Origin of the sequence: Ralstonia sp. RL (assembly GCF_001683835.1) — a bacterium.
GTDB classification, from domain to species: Bacteria; Pseudomonadota; Gammaproteobacteria; order Burkholderiales; family Burkholderiaceae; genus Ralstonia; species Ralstonia mannitolilytica.
In genome coordinates this window covers 75,883-94,577 of the sequence record NZ_LWRX01000169.1, presented here as the reverse complement: position 1 = coordinate 94,577, position 18,695 = coordinate 75,883, and the positions used below count along the sequence as shown (strand labels likewise).

The window sequence follows — 18,695 nt, the reverse complement described above, 5'->3', positions numbered from 1 at the left end:
CCGCCGCACGGAGCCGGGCGGATCGCGCGTTTTTCTACGAATTTTCCGGATAGGCGGACTTGGCAAGCGCGGCAATCATGGGCGAGTGCTCGTAGTCTGCCCAGGAGAACCGTAATGCTCAGAGCCATCGACGGCGGTGGCGGCATCCCGACGCCGCCCAAGCCCATCCAACCGCCGCCGGCGCCCAGTGCGCGCGATGTGTCCGATGCGGAGACGGCGCTGCGCAATGCGCTCCAGGGCAAGGCTTGCGACGACACGGCGGCGCTGAAGGCCGCCGTCGAGAAAATCCAGCAGACGCAGCCCGGCATCAACCGGGAGGCCCTTGCGCGGGCCGCCATCCTGCTGCAAGCCGCGCACAACGGCCCCGCGCATGCGACAGCGCAACCGAAGGTGGACGCGCTTGAGCAGGCCGCCAGCCAGGTCGGCCTCACGCACGTGTTCGACAACACCACGCTGGATGGCGCCACGCATGCGCTGTCGGACAAGCCGCTGACCACCGACAAGGCGCCGCCCCCGCAGGCCGTGACGCTGCAAGACGCGCGGACCGCCATCCAGACCGGGCTCGACCGCGGCATGACCGAGGCCGAAGCCGTCAACGCGGCGCGCGCCCAGTTCGGCGGCAGCGAGCAGAACGAGACGGTGCTGAGCGAAGCCGCCCTGACTATCGCGGCCGAGAAAGCCGTGGCAGACGGCAAGGTCCCGGCCGACGCCGACCCGATCCAGGATGCCGCCAAGCAGGACGTCTGGCTCGGCATTTTCTCCAAGCCGACCATCGACAACGTCGTGAAGACGCTGCACGTCGAGCTCAAGCCGGCCGCCAACCTCGACGACACCGTCAGGGCGACCCAGACCGCCTTCGAGACCTGGCAGAAGGACAAGGCCGCCAATGCCGACGCGGCCACGCTGGCGCGCGACAAGCAGGCCTACCACACCGCGCTTTCCGACGAACTGAACGCCGCTGCGGGGCAGCCCGACAGCCAGTGGCGTGCCGATCCGCTGCAGACCGACCGGCGCCTGCTTGCCGAGCGCCTGGTCGCGCAACGCAATAGCGCCGCAAGCGGCGCGCAAGGCGTACCTTCGGCGGCCAGCGTGCTGAACGACCTGCAAGCCGCCCAGATCGTCGATGCCGCACAGGCCGCGCGTGCCTCGGGCGGCGCCGGCGGCAACCTCAAGGCAGCGCAGGCGCTTACGCAACACTTGCGCGGCGTGGCCGACACCGACCCGCTCTATACGAGCGTCATGGACGACGCACGCACGCAGGACATCCAGGCTGGCGCGCTGCAGGACATCACCCACGCCAGCGGCAAGGACCCGCACGACACATTGGTGGCCGAAGGCAACGCGCTGTCGCGCTACAAGGACACGGCGCTGTACAAGGGCCTCGTCCACTCGGTGCTGAACGCCGGCATCACGCACGACAACATCGCCAAGGTGGGCACGCCGGGTGAGCTGCGCGACATCGCGGCACTGCTCGAAGACGTGCAGCGCGCCTCGCCGGAGCTGGCACAGGCGCTCTACACGCAAAACCTGCAGGGCAAGATCGACAGCAAGATCAAGGCGGGCGACCCCGAGATCTACGCCCCCAGCATGAAGACGCTGGACGAGCGCGACGACTACTACGGCCCCATCAGCCGCATCGTCAACGCACTGGGCGGCCCCAAGAGCGACGGTGCGGCGCATGTCATGGGCAGCCTGCGGTCCTTCCTCTCCAATGCGCAGGCCGACCTGGACCGCTACAAGGAAAACGGCTACACGCCGCCCAACACACCGTTCGACACGCTGGGGCTGGCCAAGGCCAACAATGCGTCGATGGCGCCGTACCAGGCGATCATCGATGAAGACCCGAACGGTGCGCTGTCAAAAACGCTGCAGAAGCACACCGGCCTGAAGCCGTCGCCGACGACGGTGCAGGTGGGGCCGGACGATGCGGCCCACCTGTCCAAGGCCCAGGCGGCGCTGAACAAGGCGCTGGGCGGCGGCACGGCCGATGCGGCCGGCCTGCAGAAGGCGCTCGATGCCGCCCGCAACGACAAGGCCAACGCCGACATCAGCAACCGCACGTGGGCGCAGGCAGCGGTGCTGGCACGTGCCCAGGCCGTGACCGTGGCGCGGCAGCAGGACAAGACCGGCGACAAGTCAGGCGACAAGACCGCGCAGCCCCCCAGCGACCCGATCGACCAGGCCACCAAGGATGTCGATGCCGCCCAGCTGTTTACCGAACAGGATCTGCAGGACGGCGTGAACGCCCTGCGCAAGGGCAACTTGGCGGCGACGCCCGATGCCAAGACGCCGGACACGCAGCGCGACGGCGCCCAGCCCGACACCACCGCCCATCTGAGCCAGCTGGTGGCCAGCGGCATGACGCTGCCCGAGGCGATTGCCGCCACGCGGGCCTGGCTCGGCGGCAACGAACAGAACGAGGCGATGCTGACGCAATCCGCACTGACCGTGGCGGCGCAGCAGCACCTGGAGGACTACTACAAGGACCCGACGCAGGACCCAGTGGAGGCCGGGGCCAAGGACCTTGCCAAGCTGAACGTGCTGGACCCGGACGTGCTGCGCGTGACGGCCGGCATCATGAAGCAGGACATCCAGCCCGACCAGAAGGCGCTCGACGGCGCGGTCACGCAGGCCCGAACCGATTACGCGGCGTGGCAGGACGCCAAGGCCAAGTCTGACAAGGCGCCCGACAACGCAGAGCTCAAGGCCGCTGCCGCACGCGCCCTGCAGGCGTATCACGACGATCTCGACAAGGCGCTGAACGTTGCCGCCGGCCGCAAGCCCGAGGATGGCGACTGGCAGCTCAGCCCCGACAACGTCGATACCCTGTGGAAGGCGCAGAACGCCGTCACCATGGCCGGCATCGCGCCCGAGATGGACGCGGCGCGCGGCACCGGCAAGAACTCGCCCGAGTTCAAGCAGTTGCTGACGAGCTTCCAGCAATGGCAGACGGCGCTGGGCGCGCAGCAGGCGCTGCACATTGCCGCGCACGCCCTGCAAACCAACGGCGGCCCAGGCAAGGGCGACGCGGCGGCGGCCAAGCGGCTCACCGGTCTGCTCGCGGGCATGCAGTCCGGCGACCCGCTGTTCGACCAGGTCATGGGCGACGCGAGCGTCTCGGGCCTGCAGCAGCGCGCGCTGCAATCCATCCTCGACCACGCGCCGATGATGTGCACGGCCGCCAACGACGGCAAGGATTCGCCGCAGGGCCGGCTCACTGCCATGGGCACGGCGCTCGATGTCTACAAGGGCACGATCTTCTACGCGCAACTGCTGGACGACACGATCCAGGCACCGCAGACGCAGTCGCTGTTTCAGCAGAGCGGCGCCCAGGTCTTCGGCAAGGACAAGAAAGACCAGGCCAACGCAGCAGCGGACCAGATGAACGGCGTCGCGCCGGACCTGGCCGCTGCGCTGTACCACAGCCAGTTCCGCGGCAAGCTGGACGTGACCGACCTGAAGGCCATGTCGCGCATCTACGCGGCCGCCGGCGGTGCACGCAACCAGGACATGACCGACCTGCGCAAGCAGATCGAAGGCCTGATGCTCAAGCCCATCGACAAGGGCGGGCTGGGCACGGAATCGGTCGATTCGCGGCTGAACACCACGTACTTCGTCGGCGGCGGTGGCATGGCCGTGGTCACCGGGCAGGATTTCGGGCTGGCGGATGTGAAGGACGACAACGTCCCGATGCAGCTCACGCAAGACATCCTCGGGGACAACATCGACGACGAGGTCAGCAAGGAGATCCGGCGCGAGACCGGCATCAAGGAGGCCTCCAGGCCGCCGGCGCCCGTCAGCACCGCGCCCCACGCCACCAATGCGAGCCCTCGGCTGCAGAACGATCTGAACTGGACCCCCGACACCGCAGGCGTGAGCTCAGGCACCACCGCCGGTGTCACGGCCAGCGGCAACACCGTCGGCCTGCCCTGGCAGGACGGCATGCACACGACCACCAGCCAGGCCCAGGTGTACAACGCCGTGGGTCAGGCATACGGGCTGGACCCGACCTACACGGCGCGCACGCTCGGCGAGCAGCAAGCCATGGCCGACGGCCAGTTCGCGGAATACAGCGGGAACGAAGTCGTCTACGACCACAAGGGCCACAAGACCACGCTGGCACAGGTGGCCGGCCAGCTCATGCGCGGCGAAGGCGTGACCACGCCCAGCGGCACCACGCCCGTGGTGCTCACCTCGCTGTCGATGCAGTGGTGGGACAACCGCGAGGGCAAGGGCGACGCCAAGCGCCTGGCCATCATGGAGGGCATCGGCACCGACGGGCGCTATATCGACGTGGGCCCGGCCGATACCACCGTGCGCAACGGCTATGGCGAGTGGGAATCGCACAGCGGGCTGGATCGCGGCCTGCTGATCGCGCAGCCGCACTGGGTGGTCGATGCCAACGGCAACCTGATGACCGGCGACGGTTACTGGAAGACCTACAAGCCCGACGATCACTGGTACAACTGGGAGCACCTGAAGACCGACCTGGAGATCGGCCTGACGGTGGCGGCCGGGATCATCACCACCGTCGTGCAGCCCGAGACCGCTGCGCTATGGGCCGTGGTGCTGTCGAACCTGGCCGATGCGTACTTTGCGGTGACGGCCGTGGCAGGCGCGGCACACTCGATCAATGCGCTCTCCACCGCCAAGGGCCGTGAAGACCCGTGGAACTGGGTGGGCCTGGGTGCCAACGTGCTGGGCGGCGCCGCCGGTGTCGGCGGGCTCATCAACCGCACGGCCGTGGCTGGAGCGCGCGTGGGCGCCTACAACGCCGATCTCATGGAGGCGATCAACGCGGTGCGCATCTCGCGTGGCGCGAGCGCCGAAGAAGCCGCGCGCATCAGCCTGCTCAATGACAATCGCTGGGCATTGCGGCCGTTCCAGAACAACCTCACCAACGCCGTGCTCAGCCGCGCGCTGTACGGCTCGCCCGCGGCCACCGCCAACGCGGCGCGACGGCTGAATGCCGTGTTTGGCGTCACGCGCAACCCGGGTGTCGCTGCCGATCTCACGCTGGGCACGATGCGCCTGCAGCGCTTGAACGAGGCCATCCCGCTGCTCAACCGGGCCGACGTGCTCGCCAGGCTGCCGGCACGCCTGCGCCGGCTGGCGGGGCTGCAGTTCCTGGGCGGCGGCGCGCTGGCGTATCGGCTGATGGGCACCGGCGCGCTCAACACCAACCTTGCCGCGATGCTGCACCAGGGGCAGTCGCTGGCGGCATCCAACGGGCAGGCGACGGGTGAAGACTGGGTGCAGTTCTTCACCTCGGCCGGGCTCATGGGTGCCGGCATGGGCGTGGCGCGCCAGCATGGCGCGTCGCAACGGCGCGCCTACGCGGCCGCGGTGGCCGACCTGGCCGCATCGGGCGTGCGCATGCCGGGCGTGGCGCCCGCCCCGGGCAGCTCGCCGGCGCAGCGCGTGCTGCCGGAGCGGGGCCCGCGTGGCGCCGAATCGGCACTCGAGTCGCAGCAGGCGCTGCTGGCCCGCGTGCAGGCGGAAGGCGCAGACGCAGCCAACGGTGCGTTGAGCAACAAGGACGTGTACCGCCTGTACGCCCGCACGGGCGGCGTCACGGGGCCGGAAGACACCATGCCGGGCGAGTTCTATTTCCCGCGCCTGATCGCCCTGGCAGAGCAGCGCCCCGAAGGCGCCTACACCGTGTCGCAAGCCGACGGCGCCTTCGTTGACAGCACGATGCCGACGGAAGGCCGCGCGCGCACCACGTTCTATCACTTCATGCGCGAGGACGGCCTCGTCGACCCGAACGCCGTCACCGAGCGCGTCTATGTCAACGCCAAGACGCCGCACGTGCTGGACGTGCTCGACTTCCTGGTGCGCGGCGTGGTGGATCAGCCCGGCCGCTTCCCGGGCGTCTATGCAGCCAAGGCGGCCGGCCCCGACGCCGCCGGCCCGCGCGCCGACAACATCGTCGTGTATGCCACCGACCGCGCGGCTGTCGATCGCGTGGTGGAGGCGTTGCGGCACTACCAGCAGCAGCATCCGGACCACTTCCACGACACCGTGCCGTCGATGACGCAGGCGCAGTTGCGCGGCGTGTCCACCGCGGCGGAGCCCACGCCCGCGATGGTGGACCGGCTGCTCAGTGCCATCGACCGGTTTGCCGCCGGCAACACGCAGTTTGGCGCCTCCAACATCGGCCGCACGCCGGGCCCGGAACAGAGTTTTGGCAGCATCCGCGCCTATGCGATCTCCCTGGCGCAGCACGACACGGTGCTGGCGCAGCAGGCCGCCGCGCAATACGGCGTACCGTTCGACTACAGCGCCGCGCTGCAGAAGGCCACCAGCCGGCGCTTTGCCGAGATCGGCGTCGACCCCGCCAACCCGGCGCGAAACCTCGGCGGCCCCGTGGACCGGCGGGCCGGCTCGCCCGACTACAGCGGCACCGGCACGCAGTACCGCCCGCAGGATGCCACCTACCAGACCACGCCGGGCGATCGCGTGACGATGGCGTTTGGCGGCGCGCCGCTGCCGCCCGCGGCCCATGCCCTGATTGGCGCCTCCGACACGCTCACGCGCCAGTTGCGCCTGCTGCACGACGCCGGCTGGGCGGTGCGCTTCGGGCCCAGCAACCGCGGCTCTGCGGTCGATGCCGAGCGCAAGACCATCACGCTCGATGCCAACGCGCCCGACGCCGGGGCGCTCGTCTACACGCTGGGCCATGAGACCGATCACGCCGTGAAGGTCGAGCTCGATCTGCTGGGCCTGCAAGGCCAAAGCGAGGGCAGCTACGTGCAGACCGCGCTCGCCGCCGAGGCCAGCGCGCAGGGCAACGCGTTCAACGTGCGCGACGAGGTGCTGGCCGCAACGGGCGTGGACATCGGCGCCCGCGCGCAGATGCCGCAGCCCTTGGAACAGGCCTATGCCCAATGGGATGCCAACAACCCCGAGGCCTACCTGCGCCTGGCGCAGACCATGGGCAGCATGCGCACGTCCACGGCGCCGGACCAGACTTACGCGCAGTACTACGCCTCGCGCTGGAACGGCGCGGCGCCCGGCACACCGCACATGCCGGCACCGGCCTCGGCGGCGGCATCGAACGCTCAGAAGGCCGCCGCGAAGGCCGCCGAATGGCTCGACGTGAAAGACCTGCGCACGCTGCGGCACGTGCCCGGCGCCGAGGTGCCCAAGCTGAGCCAGCTGGCCACCAAGGCCGGCAGCAAGACCGTCCTGATCGCACTCAAGGACACCCGCCAGCCGGACGGCACGCCGGTCATCGTCGCCACCACGCAAGTGCGTGACGACGGCACCTTCGCGCCGCCCACGGCGGTGCGTGGCAGCAACGTGCCGAAGATCGTCAAGCGCGCCGTGCGCGGCGACAACTCGGCAATGCGCAGCGCACGCAAGGACGTCGACTTCTACATCAGCCCCGTGTCGTACGAGCGGTTGCAGGCGTTTGGCGGGCCATCGCGCATCAATGGCGATGACGGCTCGCACGTGCTGTCACCGGCGGCCGACAAGATCGACGCGAAGGTCGTGGCCGATATACAGCAGCTTGGGCACGCCAAGCGCTACAAGAGCGTGAAAGACGCCACCGACGCCGCGAAGGACAGCGACATCATCTACGTGATCGACAGGAAGGGCGGTGCGCCCAAAGGCTATGCCAGGCGCGGCACCGACGGCACATGGACGTACCACGTGGATGCGCCGATGGACGGCGCCACCGTGCCCGGGCGCAGCCTCGAAGCCGCCTTTGCCCGGCAGCAGACGCACGGCGCGCGCACGCTGCGCAGCGCGCCGCGCAGCGTGCGCTTCGTGGTCAGCTCGATGCAGCCCGAGACGGTCAAGGAGCTGGGCGGCTTCCTCAAGCCGCGCACGCTGTGGAAGCAGGCCGAATACGGCATGCCGGCCTTCAAGCCGGGCGAGATTGCACAGGCCGCCACCACATTGAACCGGCGGGCCAACGGCGGCTTCCTGCGTGGGCGCGCGGCGCAGCTTCTGCAATGGCGGCAGCGCACGCTGGAGGCGCCCGTCACGACCGGCACGCCGCTGGAAGGCTCGGCTCTCGGCTACGCCGACGCGCGCATGCTGCCCGAGTCCGACGCCCATGCGCTCGACTACAGCGGGCCGAACATCGCCCACCTGCGCGACCTGGCGAAGCAAGGCTGGCTCGAAGCCGGCACGCACTACATCTACGTCTACGAGACGGCCGACCACGCGGGCAAGCTGGCCCGCCATACGCCCACGGGCCGCCTGGAGCCGGACGGCGATACCGGCAACTCGCTCACGTGGTATGCCGCCTGGAACAAGCCGGCCACGCCGCACAACGGCACCCCGGCCAAGGAATTGGCGATCGGGCACGACAGCTTTGGTGCGGATACCCACTTCCTGCTCACGCGCCTGCCGCCCGACCAGTTCGAGGCATGGCAGCGCAGCGGCAGCGGTCTGGAGATTGGCGTGTACCAGCCGGTGCTCTCCAGCACCACCACGGTGGCGCTGCCGCCCGACGCGCCCAAGCTGGGCAACCTGACGCGGCCTCTGGACGAGGTTGAACTGCTGGCCGGCAAGAAGGACGATCCCTACGCCAGCAATGTCGAATTCAAGCCCGTCAAGGACCATGCGCCCGAAGTGGTGATGGCCGATGCGCAGCTGTGGCGCAAGCTCAAGCTCAAGCTGCGCGTGGCGCGCGACGTTGCTGCCAACACCGTGTCGCGCCGCGTGCCGTTTGCGGGCAAGCGCATGGCACAGCGGTTCTCGGCGGCGGCCACGGCAGACCGGCACATGGTCAACACGTTTTTGCGCTCGGAATTCCCGCTCCAGGCGCGGCTGGCGCCGATGGGCCGGGCATACCGACTGCGCGACGATCCCGCCAAGGCGCTGGCGTTCATCAAGAAAACCGGCGGCGCCATGCCGGTGATCTCGCTCGTGGTGGACCCGTATTCGCTGCGCGCTGCCGTGGGCAAGCGCCAGGACCCGAGCTTTGTGCAGGCCGCCAAGCAGATCGACGTGAACAACGCGACGATCGACCATGCCAACGCGCAGATCAAGTCCGGCAGCGGCGCCGACCAGAAGAAGCTGTTCCTCGACGATCTGCATCAGTCGCATCTCGACAAATGGCTCGACCTGTCGTCGCAGACCGGCGTGGTCATCCGGCTGGAGTTCGCGCCGTCGCGGCCGCTGATCGGCACCAACAACCACTTCACCGCACGCACCAATGACGCGTACGACAACCACGTGCGGCTGTTCTCGATGCTGGAGAAGTGGGGCGCCACCCATGCCGATGCGCCGGCGCCCCACGTGATGGTCAGCTTCCACGGCTGGGATACGGTGCTCGAGCCGGTGCCAGGCGGCGGCAATGCCAAGCTCGTCGAACAGGTGCTGGAGCGGCCCACGCTGCCCTGGGTGCACATGGGCGTGTCGTACGCCACCAATGGTGCTGATGCCATCGCCAACGAACGGCTGAACACCGCCGTCGCCGACATGGTGCTGCGCTTCGAGCAGGACGGCGCGCCCACCCAGGGCCGGCTGCATGGCGACGATGCCCTCACGCGTGTGTTCGAACGCCCGTCCAAGAGCCAGTACGACGCGCAGAACCAGGTGCTGCTGGCCGAGATCGCGCGGCTTGGCAGGCAGAAGTACAACCTCTCGGACAGCCAGGTCAACGCGATCATCGACCGCGTCTTCAACGGCAACACGACCGCACTCGTCAATCGTGCCCGCGCCACCGAGATCGCCTTTGCCAAACCGCTGTGGGACGCCAAGGGGCGCCTGAGTCCGAAGGAGGAACTCGCCAGTCAGTTTGCCAAGCAATGGACGGACGAGATGGGCGTGGCTGCGCGCCCCGCGGGCGCCAAGGCGCTGCCGGCATCGGCCCGCGACCCGGCCACACCGCTGCCCACCTGGAGGCAGATGGTGGAAAACGAGAAGGCCCTGTCGGTGGACGCGTCCGGCGAGCCGCAGAGCGCGGGGCGTGTCCAGACCACGCAGACCGCGCGCAAGGTGCTGCTCAAGCCGGAACAGGCATCCGCGGAACTCAATGCGCTGGGCGTGGAAGGCGCCAAGCCCAAGCTCGGCACGCGTGCGCGCGAAGTGATGACCGTGGGTGCCTCCTTGGCAGGGGGCGCCGGTGCGGTGCTGATCGGCATCCCGGGCACCGGGGCCAACACGGTTTCGCTGGCCAGCAACCCCTCCATGCTGCTGCTGCGGGTCGGACGCTCGGCGCAGGTGCTGCATCAGGCGACGATGGCGACCATCGAGCGGGCCGATCCGCGCGTCTTCAGCGAAGCCACGCAGACGATGGTCGACCGGCTCGTCAAGGCACTGCCGGACCACACGTCGGAGAAGACCGTGCCGGCCGACTTGGCCGACATCGAAACGCGGCTGCGCACCTTCGTGGCCGAAGCCAACTGGAGCGTGCACAACATCTACCAGCGCCTGGGCAATCGCGAAATCACGCGCACGCAGGCCACCGAGGCTACCCAGGCCGTGTCGGCCGACCTGGTCAAACAGATCCAGGCCATCTTCAGCGGCACCGGGCTGCAGCAGGTGCACCTGGGCCACCCGCGCACCAAGCTCGGCTATTGGGGCCGGCAGCTCGCCATCGGCGGTTACAGCGCGGGGCTGGCCTCGTATGCACACGCCATGGCCACCAAGGCCTGGACACTGGCCCACGATTCGGCCATCTGGTACGTGCTGCCCACGGGCGGCACGGTGGCGTCGATCGCGTATACCACCGGCGTGCTGCTCGGGCGCGGCCGCAACATCGACATTGAGCAGCGCAGCCGCACGGTGCGCGGGCTCGATATCTCGGCGGACACGCTGGCCGCCACCGGCGGCATGCTGCTCGGCGCCGCGCAGATGATGGGTGGCGACTACCTCAAGGGCGTGCCGATGCTGCTGTCGTCGGGCGCGCTCGGCCTCTCGCGCTTCAGCTCGCACTTCCCGAACGCGTCGGAGTTTGTGAGCAAGCACAAGATCGCCATCGCGCTGCTGCCGCTCTCGGCGTATGCATTCAACCTGATCAAGCCGCTGTTCATGCAGGACGACAAGAACAAGCGTCCGCCCGGCACACCGGCTGTCACGCAGTCGCCTGGCGCGGCACCGAGCGCAACACCGAGTGCATCGGCATCGCCTTCGGTGTCGCCGTCGCCAACCGTCTCGCCGTCCAGCTCGCCTTCGCCATCGGCCAGCGCGAGTGCGCCCTCAACCAGCCAGCCGCCCGGCACATCGGCCACCCCGCAGCCCACGCATTCCGAATACGTGGTGCAGCCGGGTGACACACTCAACGGCATTGCAGACCGGTATCGCACGCCGCTGCTGCACGAGGCACACGTCTCCGATGCGCAGCGCCAGGCGATGTCGCACGAGCAGCAGGTCGAGGCCGCCCTGGCGCAGCTGCTGCAGCTCAACCCGCAGTTCGCGCATCGCAATGTCGGGCTGATCCACCCTGACGAGCCGGTCGTGATCGTGCCCTGAGCCGCGTTGCCGTCATCGGGCCTTCAGCCGCCGCACCGACCGGTCGCCGACCCACTGCACGAGGCTGACCAGCCCGATGAGCAGCACGATGACCACCGCCATGACGGTCGTGTCGAACCGCTGGTAGCCGTAGCGGATGGCGATGTCGCCCAGGCCGCCGGCGCCCACGGCACCCGCCATGGCCGACGCCCCGATCAGCGAGACGATGGTCAGCGTGAAGCCGCCGATGATGCCGGGCAGCGCCTCGGGCAGCAGCACGTGCCAGACGATGTGGCGGCGCGTGCAGCCCATGGCCTGCGCGGCTTCCACCAGCCCGCGGTCCACCTCGCGCAGGCTGATCTCGGCAATGCGCGCGAAGAACGGCGTGGCGCTGATCGACAGCGGCACCACCGCTGCCCACACGCCGATGGTGGCGCCGACCACGAGCCGCGTGAACGGCAGCAGCGCGACGAGCAGGATGATGAACGGCGTGGCCCGGAAGCCGTTGATGACGGCACCCAGCACGCGGTGCACGCGCGGTGATTCCAGCGCGCTGCCCGGCGCCGTGAGTACCAGGATCAGCGCCAGCGGGATGCCCGCCAGCACGGCGATCAGTGCAGACGCCGACACCATCGTCAACGTGTCGAGCAGGCCCTGCCAGATGCGGTCAATCGTGAGCGGCGACATAGCCAAGGCTCCGGGTGTGTTGGGACAGCTGCAACGCGACGAGCGCGTCGTGCGACAGCGTGCTGCCCGCTGCGGCGACGAGCAGGCGCCCCTGCGTGCGGCCCTGGATGCGGTCGAGATCCGCCCGCAGCAGGCGGGTGGGATGGCGCAGCGCCTGGGCGATGTGCGCGAGGTCCGGCACGGGCGCCACGCCGGTGTAGGCGAGTTCGATCAGCTGCTCGAACGGCGCGCGGGCAGGCGGCGCGGGCTCCAGGCGCAAGGCCACGTCTTCGGGCAGGCCGCCGCGCAGCGGTGCGAGCAGGGCGCGCGTGGCGTCGTGCTGCGGATCGCCGAACACGCGCCACACGGGGCCCTGCTCGGCAATGCGGCCCGCTTCGAGCACCAGCACGTTGTCGCAGATATCGCGGATCACGCCCATCTCGTGCGTGATGAGCACGATGGTCAGGCCCAGGCGCCGGTTGATGTCGCGCAGCAGGGCAAGGATGGCGTCGGTGGTTTCCGGATCGAGCGCGGAGGTCGCCTCGTCGCACAGCAGGATCTCCGGCCGATGCACGAGCGCACGGGCGATGCCCACACGCTGCTTCTGCCCGCCCGACAGGCGCCCCGGATACACATGCTGCTTGCCCTCCAGCCCCACGAGCGTCAGCAGGGTGTCCACGCGCTCGGCGATTTCCGCTGGCGGCACGCCCGCCACCCTCAGCGGCAGCGCGACGTTTTCCCACACGGTCTTGGCCGAGAGCAGGTTGAAGTGCTGGAAGATCATGCCGATGCGCCGGCGCAGCGCCACCAGCGCGGCGGTGCCGAGCGTCCCGACGTCCACGCCGTCGACCAGCACCTGGCCGCTGGTCGGCTTCTCCAGCCCGTTGATGGTGCGCAGCAGGCTCGACTTGCCGGCGCCGCTGCGGCCGATGATGCCGAAGATGCCCCCGGCCGGAATGTCGAGGTCGATGCCTTGCAGCGCATGCACGTCACCGGCGGCTGCGCGGTACGTTTTGCCGACGTTGCGAAAGCGGATCGTGCCGGCACCCGGCGCAGCGATGGCTGCGTCGGCGTGCCGCGCGTGCGCCGCGGGGTCGGCCGGGGCGCCCGGCCAGGCGTGTGCGGGGTTGGAAGCGAGCGTGGTCATGGCATCACCGTTTGACCCAGGGCAGGGTGAAGAGCTTGTCGTCGTTGGCGTAGGACGTGCGCACCTGCTGGCGTACCGCGGGCGAGTCCTGGTACAGCTTGATGAAGCGCGCAATGCGCGGGTCGTTGGCGTTGTCGTTGCGCGCGACGAAGCGGATGGCGAAGTACTCGTCGTCGATGCCGGAATACAGCAGGCCGGCGCTCGCCACGTCCGGCTTGCCGGCGTTGACGAAGTGCGCGGGATAGCCCTGGGCGAGATCCACGTCGTCCAGCGCGCGCACGAGCTGCGGCCCTTCGATCTCGACGAACTTCAGCTTCTTCGGGTTGGCGATCACGTCGTTGAGCGTGCCGCGCGCCCCGACGCCGTCGCGCAGCTTGATGAGGCCGGCCTTCTGCAGCAACAGCAGCCCGCGGCCCTGATTGACGGGGTCGTTGGCGACGGCCACGCGCGCCCCGTCCTTCAGGTCGGACAGGCGCTTGATCTTGCTCGAATACAGGCCGATGTTGCCGAGCACGCCAATGCCCACGCTCTTGAACGCATAGCCGCGTTCCTTGATGGCGTTGTCCAGGAAGGCCTGGTGCTGGAAGTAATTGAGATCGAGATCGCCGGAGGCGAGTGCGACGTTGGGCGTGGTCCAGTCGGTCAGTTCGACGACCTTCACATCGAGCCCCTGCTTGCGCGCCTCGGCGGCGGCCACTTCAACGGAATCGGCAAGCGCCCCGGGCGTGACCCCGATGCGCAGCGGCGCGGCATGCGCGGCAGACATCAGCACCGGAACGAGGGCGGCAAACAGGGTAGGGAGCAGGCGCGAGAGCTTCATGGTCGGTTGGGATGTGTCGGAAGAAGGCGGTCAGAGGTGGCGGAATCCGGCGGCGGCGTGGCGTGCGGGCAGGCGGTCTCCTTCGGCAAAGAGCTTGTGGCGCAGCGTTCCTTCGCCATACGCGGTCTTGTAGCGGCCCCGCTCCTGCAGCACCGGCACCACGAGGTCGACGAAATCCTCATAACTCTCGGGCACCACGGTGCGGCTCAGGTTGAAGCCGTCGATGCCCGTCTCGTCGATCCATTCGATGAGCGTGTCGGCCACCTGCCCCGGGTCGCCGACGATGGCGGGGTAGCGTCCGCCGAGCTCGAACAGCTCGAGCAGCTTGCGGCGCGTCCAGCCATGCCGGGCGGCGGTGGTGGTGGCCGATTCGATGGCGTTGCCGCCGCCGTAGTCGATGGGGTCGTCCAGGCCGTGGCGCGAGAAATCGACACCGGTGCTGGCGGCAAAGTGCGCAAGGCCGGCTTCACGGCTGGCGTAGGCGCGGTAGTCCGCATGCTTGGCATGGGCTTCGGCCTCGGTGCGTCCGGTGACCACGGCGGCGCCCATGAAGACCTTGATGTCGTCGGGGCGCCGGCCGGCCGCCAAGAGCTGCTCGCGCAGCGCGGCCACGGTCTGGCGCGCGGCTTCCTTGTTCGGCGGTGAGATGAACACGCACTCGGCATGGCGCGCGGCAAACCGCTGCCCGCGGCCAGAGCTGCCTGCCTGGAACAGCACCGGCGTGCGCTGCGGCGACGGCTCAGCGAGGTGATAGCCGTCCACCTTGTAGTAGCGGCCGCTGTGCTGGACCTTGCGCACCCTGGCCGGATCGGCAAACACGCGGGCGGCCTTGTCCCGCCGCACGGCGTCGTCTTCCCAGCTGCCTTCCCAGAGCTTGTAGAGCACCTCGAGGTATTCGTCGGCGCGGTCGTAGCGTTCGTCGTGGGCAAACTGTTTGTCGAGGCCCATGGCGCGGGCTGCGCTGTCCAGGTAGCCGGTGACGATGTTCCAGCCGATGCGCCCGCGCGTGAGGTGGTCCAGCGTCGAGAAACGCCGGGCAAGCAGGTAAGGCGGCTCGTACGTCAGGTTGACAGTGACGCCAAAGCCCAGATGCTGCGTCACGGCCGCCATGGCCGATACCAGCAGCAGCGGATCGTTGACCGGCAACTGGATCGATTCCTGCAGCGTGACATCGACATTGCCGCGATAGACGTCATACACGCCCACGATGTCGGCGATGAACAGCCCGTCGAACAGGCCGCGTTCGAGCGTGCGGGCCTGGTCGGTCCAGTATTCCAGCGTGTTGTAGTCGGCCGAGCGGTCGCGCGGGTGCGTCCACAGGCCGTGGTTGATGTGCCCGACGCAGTTCATGTTGAACGCGTTGAGCAGGATGCGCTTGCCCGCCATCAGATTGCTCCGTGCCGCGGCGGCAGCGTGTGGTTGAGGTGGAAGTTGCCGACCGCGTGGTACTTCCATCGCACGGGGTCGTGCAGCGTGTGCGTGCGCGCGTTGCGCCAGAAGCGGTCCAGCCCGCGGTGGTCAAGCGTGGCCGACGTGCCGCCGAGTTCGAACAGGCGCGTGCCCGCCAGCAGCGATGCCGTGGTGGTCAGCGCCCGGGCGGCCGCCACCGCGACCGACGCCTCGGCCACCGTGCGTTCATCGGGCGCCTGCTGCGCGGCATCGGTGATGCGGCCGGCGCGGCGCACGAGGGCCTCGGCGGCCCGCAGGCGCACGTGCACTTCGCCGAGGTGATGCAGCGTCAGCGGGTCGTCGGTGGCGCGCTCCACGCGGGCGTCGATCCAGGGCCGCGCATGGTCGCGCAGGAACGGCAGCGTCGCGGCCAGCGCACCGCGCCCGATACCGAGGTCGATGGCCGCGTGCATGAGCTGCGCGACCGGCCCGATGGTCGTCGGCCGCTCGAACGAGGCGAGGAAGGGGACGACCCATTCCGCCTCCACCCGCACGTTGTCGAAGCTGACCGAACCGCTGCCGGTGACGCGCTGGCCGAAGCCGTCCCAGTCGTCGGTCACGGTCACGCCGGCGGCCGCTCGTGGCACGAAGGCCAGCCACGTGACCTCCCGGCCCGCATCCTCGGCCACCACCAGGGTGGGGATCCAGTGCGCATACAGCGCGCCGGTGCAGTAGAACTTCTTGCCGTCGATGCGAAAGCCGTCGCCGTCCTGGGTGAGGCGCGTGCGCCGGCGGAAATCCTTGTGGCCGATCTCGGCCAGCGCATTGCCGAAGCGCTCACCGGCCAGCGCCCGCGCATAGAAGAACGCCTTCTGCGCCGCGGTGCCGCCCACGCGCAGCACTTCCAGCGCGTAGAAGTGGTTCTGCGGAATCTGCCCCAGCGAGCCGTCGGCCGCGGCGATGATGGCGATCACCTCGGCCAGCGTGGTGTTGGACACGCCGGCGCCGCCGTACTCGCGCGGCACGGTGATGCCCCACAGGCCGCTGGCGCTGAACGCTTCCAGTTCGGCCCATGGCAGGCGGCGCTCGCGGTCGCGCAACGCGGCGTCGGGTGCGAAAACGGCCGCGAGCCGGTGGGCGATCTCGATGGCCTCGGCATCGTCGCGCACTACGTGCGGGGTTTGCTGCGGGGCAGGGGCCGGCGGCACGCGGCCGTCCTCGGGTGGCGGGGTGAAAAGCAGTGACATGTCAGTTCCAGGAGTGCCGGGGCGGGAAGGCCTGGTTGAGCTGGTAGTTGCCGATCAGGTGCAGCTTCCAGCGCACGGGGTCGTGCAGCGTGTGGGTGCGTGCGTTGCGCCAGTGGCGGTCGAGGTTGTGCCGGGCGCGCGTGGCGGAGGAGCCCGCGAGTTCGAACAGCTTTTCGCTGGCCTGCAGCGCCACCTCGGTGGTCAGCACCTTGGCTTCGGCCACGGCAACGGAGGCGCGGGCGCTGCCGGCATCGGTGATGGGCTGCGCGGCGATGGCATCGAGCGTTTGCGCGGCTTCCTGCAGGACGGCGCGCGCGGCTTCGATGTCGATGGCCAGACGGCCGACGTCGGCAATGATGTACGGGTCGTCGGCGGCGCGTTCGACCTTGGCGTCTGTCCATGGCCGCGCATGTTCGCGCACGAACGCCAGCGTGTCGTCAAACGCGGCCTGTGCAATGCCAAGGTCGATGGCGGCCTGGATCAGCTGCGAATTCGGACCGTACAGGCTGGGCCGCGCGGCGAGTTTCCAGATGGGCAGCACGTCGTCTTCGGAGACGGCCACGTTGTCGAAGATGACGGTGCCGCTGGCGGTGGTCCGCTGGCCGAACGAAGACCAGTCGTCCACCACCGTCAGGCCGGCGGCATTGCGCGGCACCCACACCTGCACGGCGCGGCCTTCGTCGTCGAGCGCGCGCGTGGGCACGCGGTGCGCAAACAACGCGCCGGTCGAATAATACCGCGTGCCGCTCAGCCGCAGCCCTTGCGGCGTGCGGCGCAGGCGCGTGGTGCCCTCGAGGATGGTGCGGCTGGCAGCGGAACGCCGCTCGGGGCCGGCGTTGCCGAGGCGCTGCCCGGCCAGGACTTCGGCGTAAAAACGACGCTTCTGGTCCTCCGAGCCGGCTTCACGCAGCACGCCCAGCAGGCCGAAGTGGTTCTGCGGGATCTGGCCCAGCGACGCATCGGCCGCGCTCAGAATGGCGAACACCTCGGCCAGCGTCGCGTACGAGACCTCGGCGCCGCCGTAGGCCTTCGGCACCGTGATGCCGCCCAGGCCGCTGGCTGACCAGCGGTCCAGTTCGTCCCAGGGCAGCCGGCGCTCCCGGTCGCGGGCGGAAGCGCCCTGGCGGAATTCGCCGGCGAGCGCATGGGCTGCATCGATGGCCTCGGCGGCGTCGCGCAGGCGGCGCACCTTGGTGGGGTCGGGCAGTGCGGGCTCGCGTGCCGGCACGTGGGTCGGCGGGCGCAAGGCTTGCACGTCAGATAGGTTGGTCATGGCAAGTCAGCAAGGTGGGCGGGGCGCGCGGCGTGCGCGCCGCACGCGCCGGAAACGCATCGGCCCGCCGGCACGCCGGGATGCCGGCTGCCGTCCGGATGGGCGCAGGCGGAATCGGCCCGCACCCGTTGCCAAGGCGATGCGATGCGCCGCTAGGCGGCTTTCAGGGTCACGCGGCGGTGCGCGGCAAAGTGCGATGCAGCGCGGTCTGCCGCGAGCCGGATGCGGTCTTGCAGCGCGGGGCTGCGCACGGCGTAGCCGTCAAAGTCTGCGGTGGCCGCATACACGCCGATCGGCAGCGTCAGTGCCTGCAGGAAACTGAACAGCGGCCGCAGGTGATGTTCGAGCACGAGCGCATGGCGGTCGCTGCCGCCGGTGGCGGCGAGCAGCACGGGCTTGTCGACGAGTGCCTCCTGGCCCACCAGGTCGAACACGTGCTTGAAGTGCCCCGGATACGCCCCGCGATACACCGGCGACGCCGCAATCAGCAGGTCCGCACCTTCCACGGCCTGCAGCTCGGCTTCGATTTCCGGCGGCAGTTCCGTGCGCCAGAGCGCGGAGCCCAGCGGGCGCGCAATGTCGACGAGGTTGACGATGTGCGCGTCGACGTGAAGCCGTGCCTCGAGCTCGGCGATCAGCGCGCGTACCAGCGCGAATGTGCGCGACGGCTGTTGTGTGCTGCCATTGACGGCAACGATCTTCAGGGGGGTGGACACGACTCGGCTCCCGAAATGCGAT

General features: G+C 69.3%; 8 protein-coding genes. 1 reads left to right on the top strand and 7 read right to left on the bottom strand.

Going from position 1 to position 18,695, the window contains the following annotated elements:
• Window positions 1-114: 114 nt before the first annotated feature.
• Complete coding sequence (locus A6M56_RS16650) at window positions 115-11,436, top strand: LWXIA domain-containing protein (RefSeq protein WP_102079135.1); 11,322 nt, start codon at window positions 115-117, stop codon at window positions 11,434-11,436.
• Window positions 11,437-11,448: 12 nt separating this feature from the next.
• Here A6M56_RS16650 and A6M56_RS16645 read toward each other — a convergent pair whose 3' ends face one another.
• The 7 genes from A6M56_RS16645 to msuE form a co-directional block, all read right to left on the bottom strand.
• Window positions 11,449-12,102, bottom strand: a complete 654-nt coding sequence (locus A6M56_RS16645) for a methionine ABC transporter permease (protein ID WP_045219319.1) — start codon at window positions 12,100-12,102, stop codon at window positions 11,449-11,451.
• Window positions 12,083-13,228 carry a methionine ABC transporter ATP-binding protein gene (locus A6M56_RS16640; RefSeq protein WP_045219321.1) on the bottom strand — a complete coding sequence of 382 codons (1,146 nt, stop codon included), beginning with the start codon at window positions 13,226-13,228 and terminating at the stop codon, window positions 12,083-12,085. Before A6M56_RS16640 ends, A6M56_RS16645 begins: the two co-directional genes overlap by 20 nt.
• Window positions 13,229-13,232: 4 nt before the next feature.
• Window positions 13,233-14,048 carry a MetQ/NlpA family ABC transporter substrate-binding protein gene (locus tag A6M56_RS16635; RefSeq protein WP_045219324.1) on the bottom strand — a complete coding sequence of 272 codons (816 nt, stop codon included), beginning with the start codon at window positions 14,046-14,048 and terminating at the stop codon, window positions 13,233-13,235.
• A 30-nt stretch (window positions 14,049-14,078) separates the two neighbouring features.
• Window positions 14,079-15,434 carry an LLM class flavin-dependent oxidoreductase gene (locus A6M56_RS16630; RefSeq protein ID WP_102079134.1) on the bottom strand — a complete coding sequence of 452 codons (1,356 nt, stop codon included), beginning with the start codon at window positions 15,432-15,434 and terminating at the stop codon, window positions 14,079-14,081.
• Complete coding sequence (locus A6M56_RS16625) at window positions 15,434-16,684, bottom strand: SfnB family sulfur acquisition oxidoreductase (RefSeq protein WP_062738728.1); 1,251 nt, start codon at window positions 16,682-16,684, stop codon at window positions 15,434-15,436. Before A6M56_RS16625 ends, A6M56_RS16630 begins: the two co-directional genes overlap by 1 nt.
• Before the next feature lies 1 nt (window position 16,685).
• Entirely contained in the window at window positions 16,686-17,957 is a 1,272-nt protein-coding gene (locus A6M56_RS16620) for an SfnB family sulfur acquisition oxidoreductase (protein ID WP_102079133.1), read from the bottom strand.
• 152 nt (window positions 17,958-18,109) lie between these two features.
• A complete protein-coding gene (gene msuE / locus A6M56_RS16615) occupies window positions 18,110-18,673 on the bottom strand; it encodes an FMN reductase (RefSeq protein WP_062738730.1) in 564 nt (187 codons plus the stop codon).
• Window positions 18,674-18,695 lie beyond the last annotated feature (22 nt).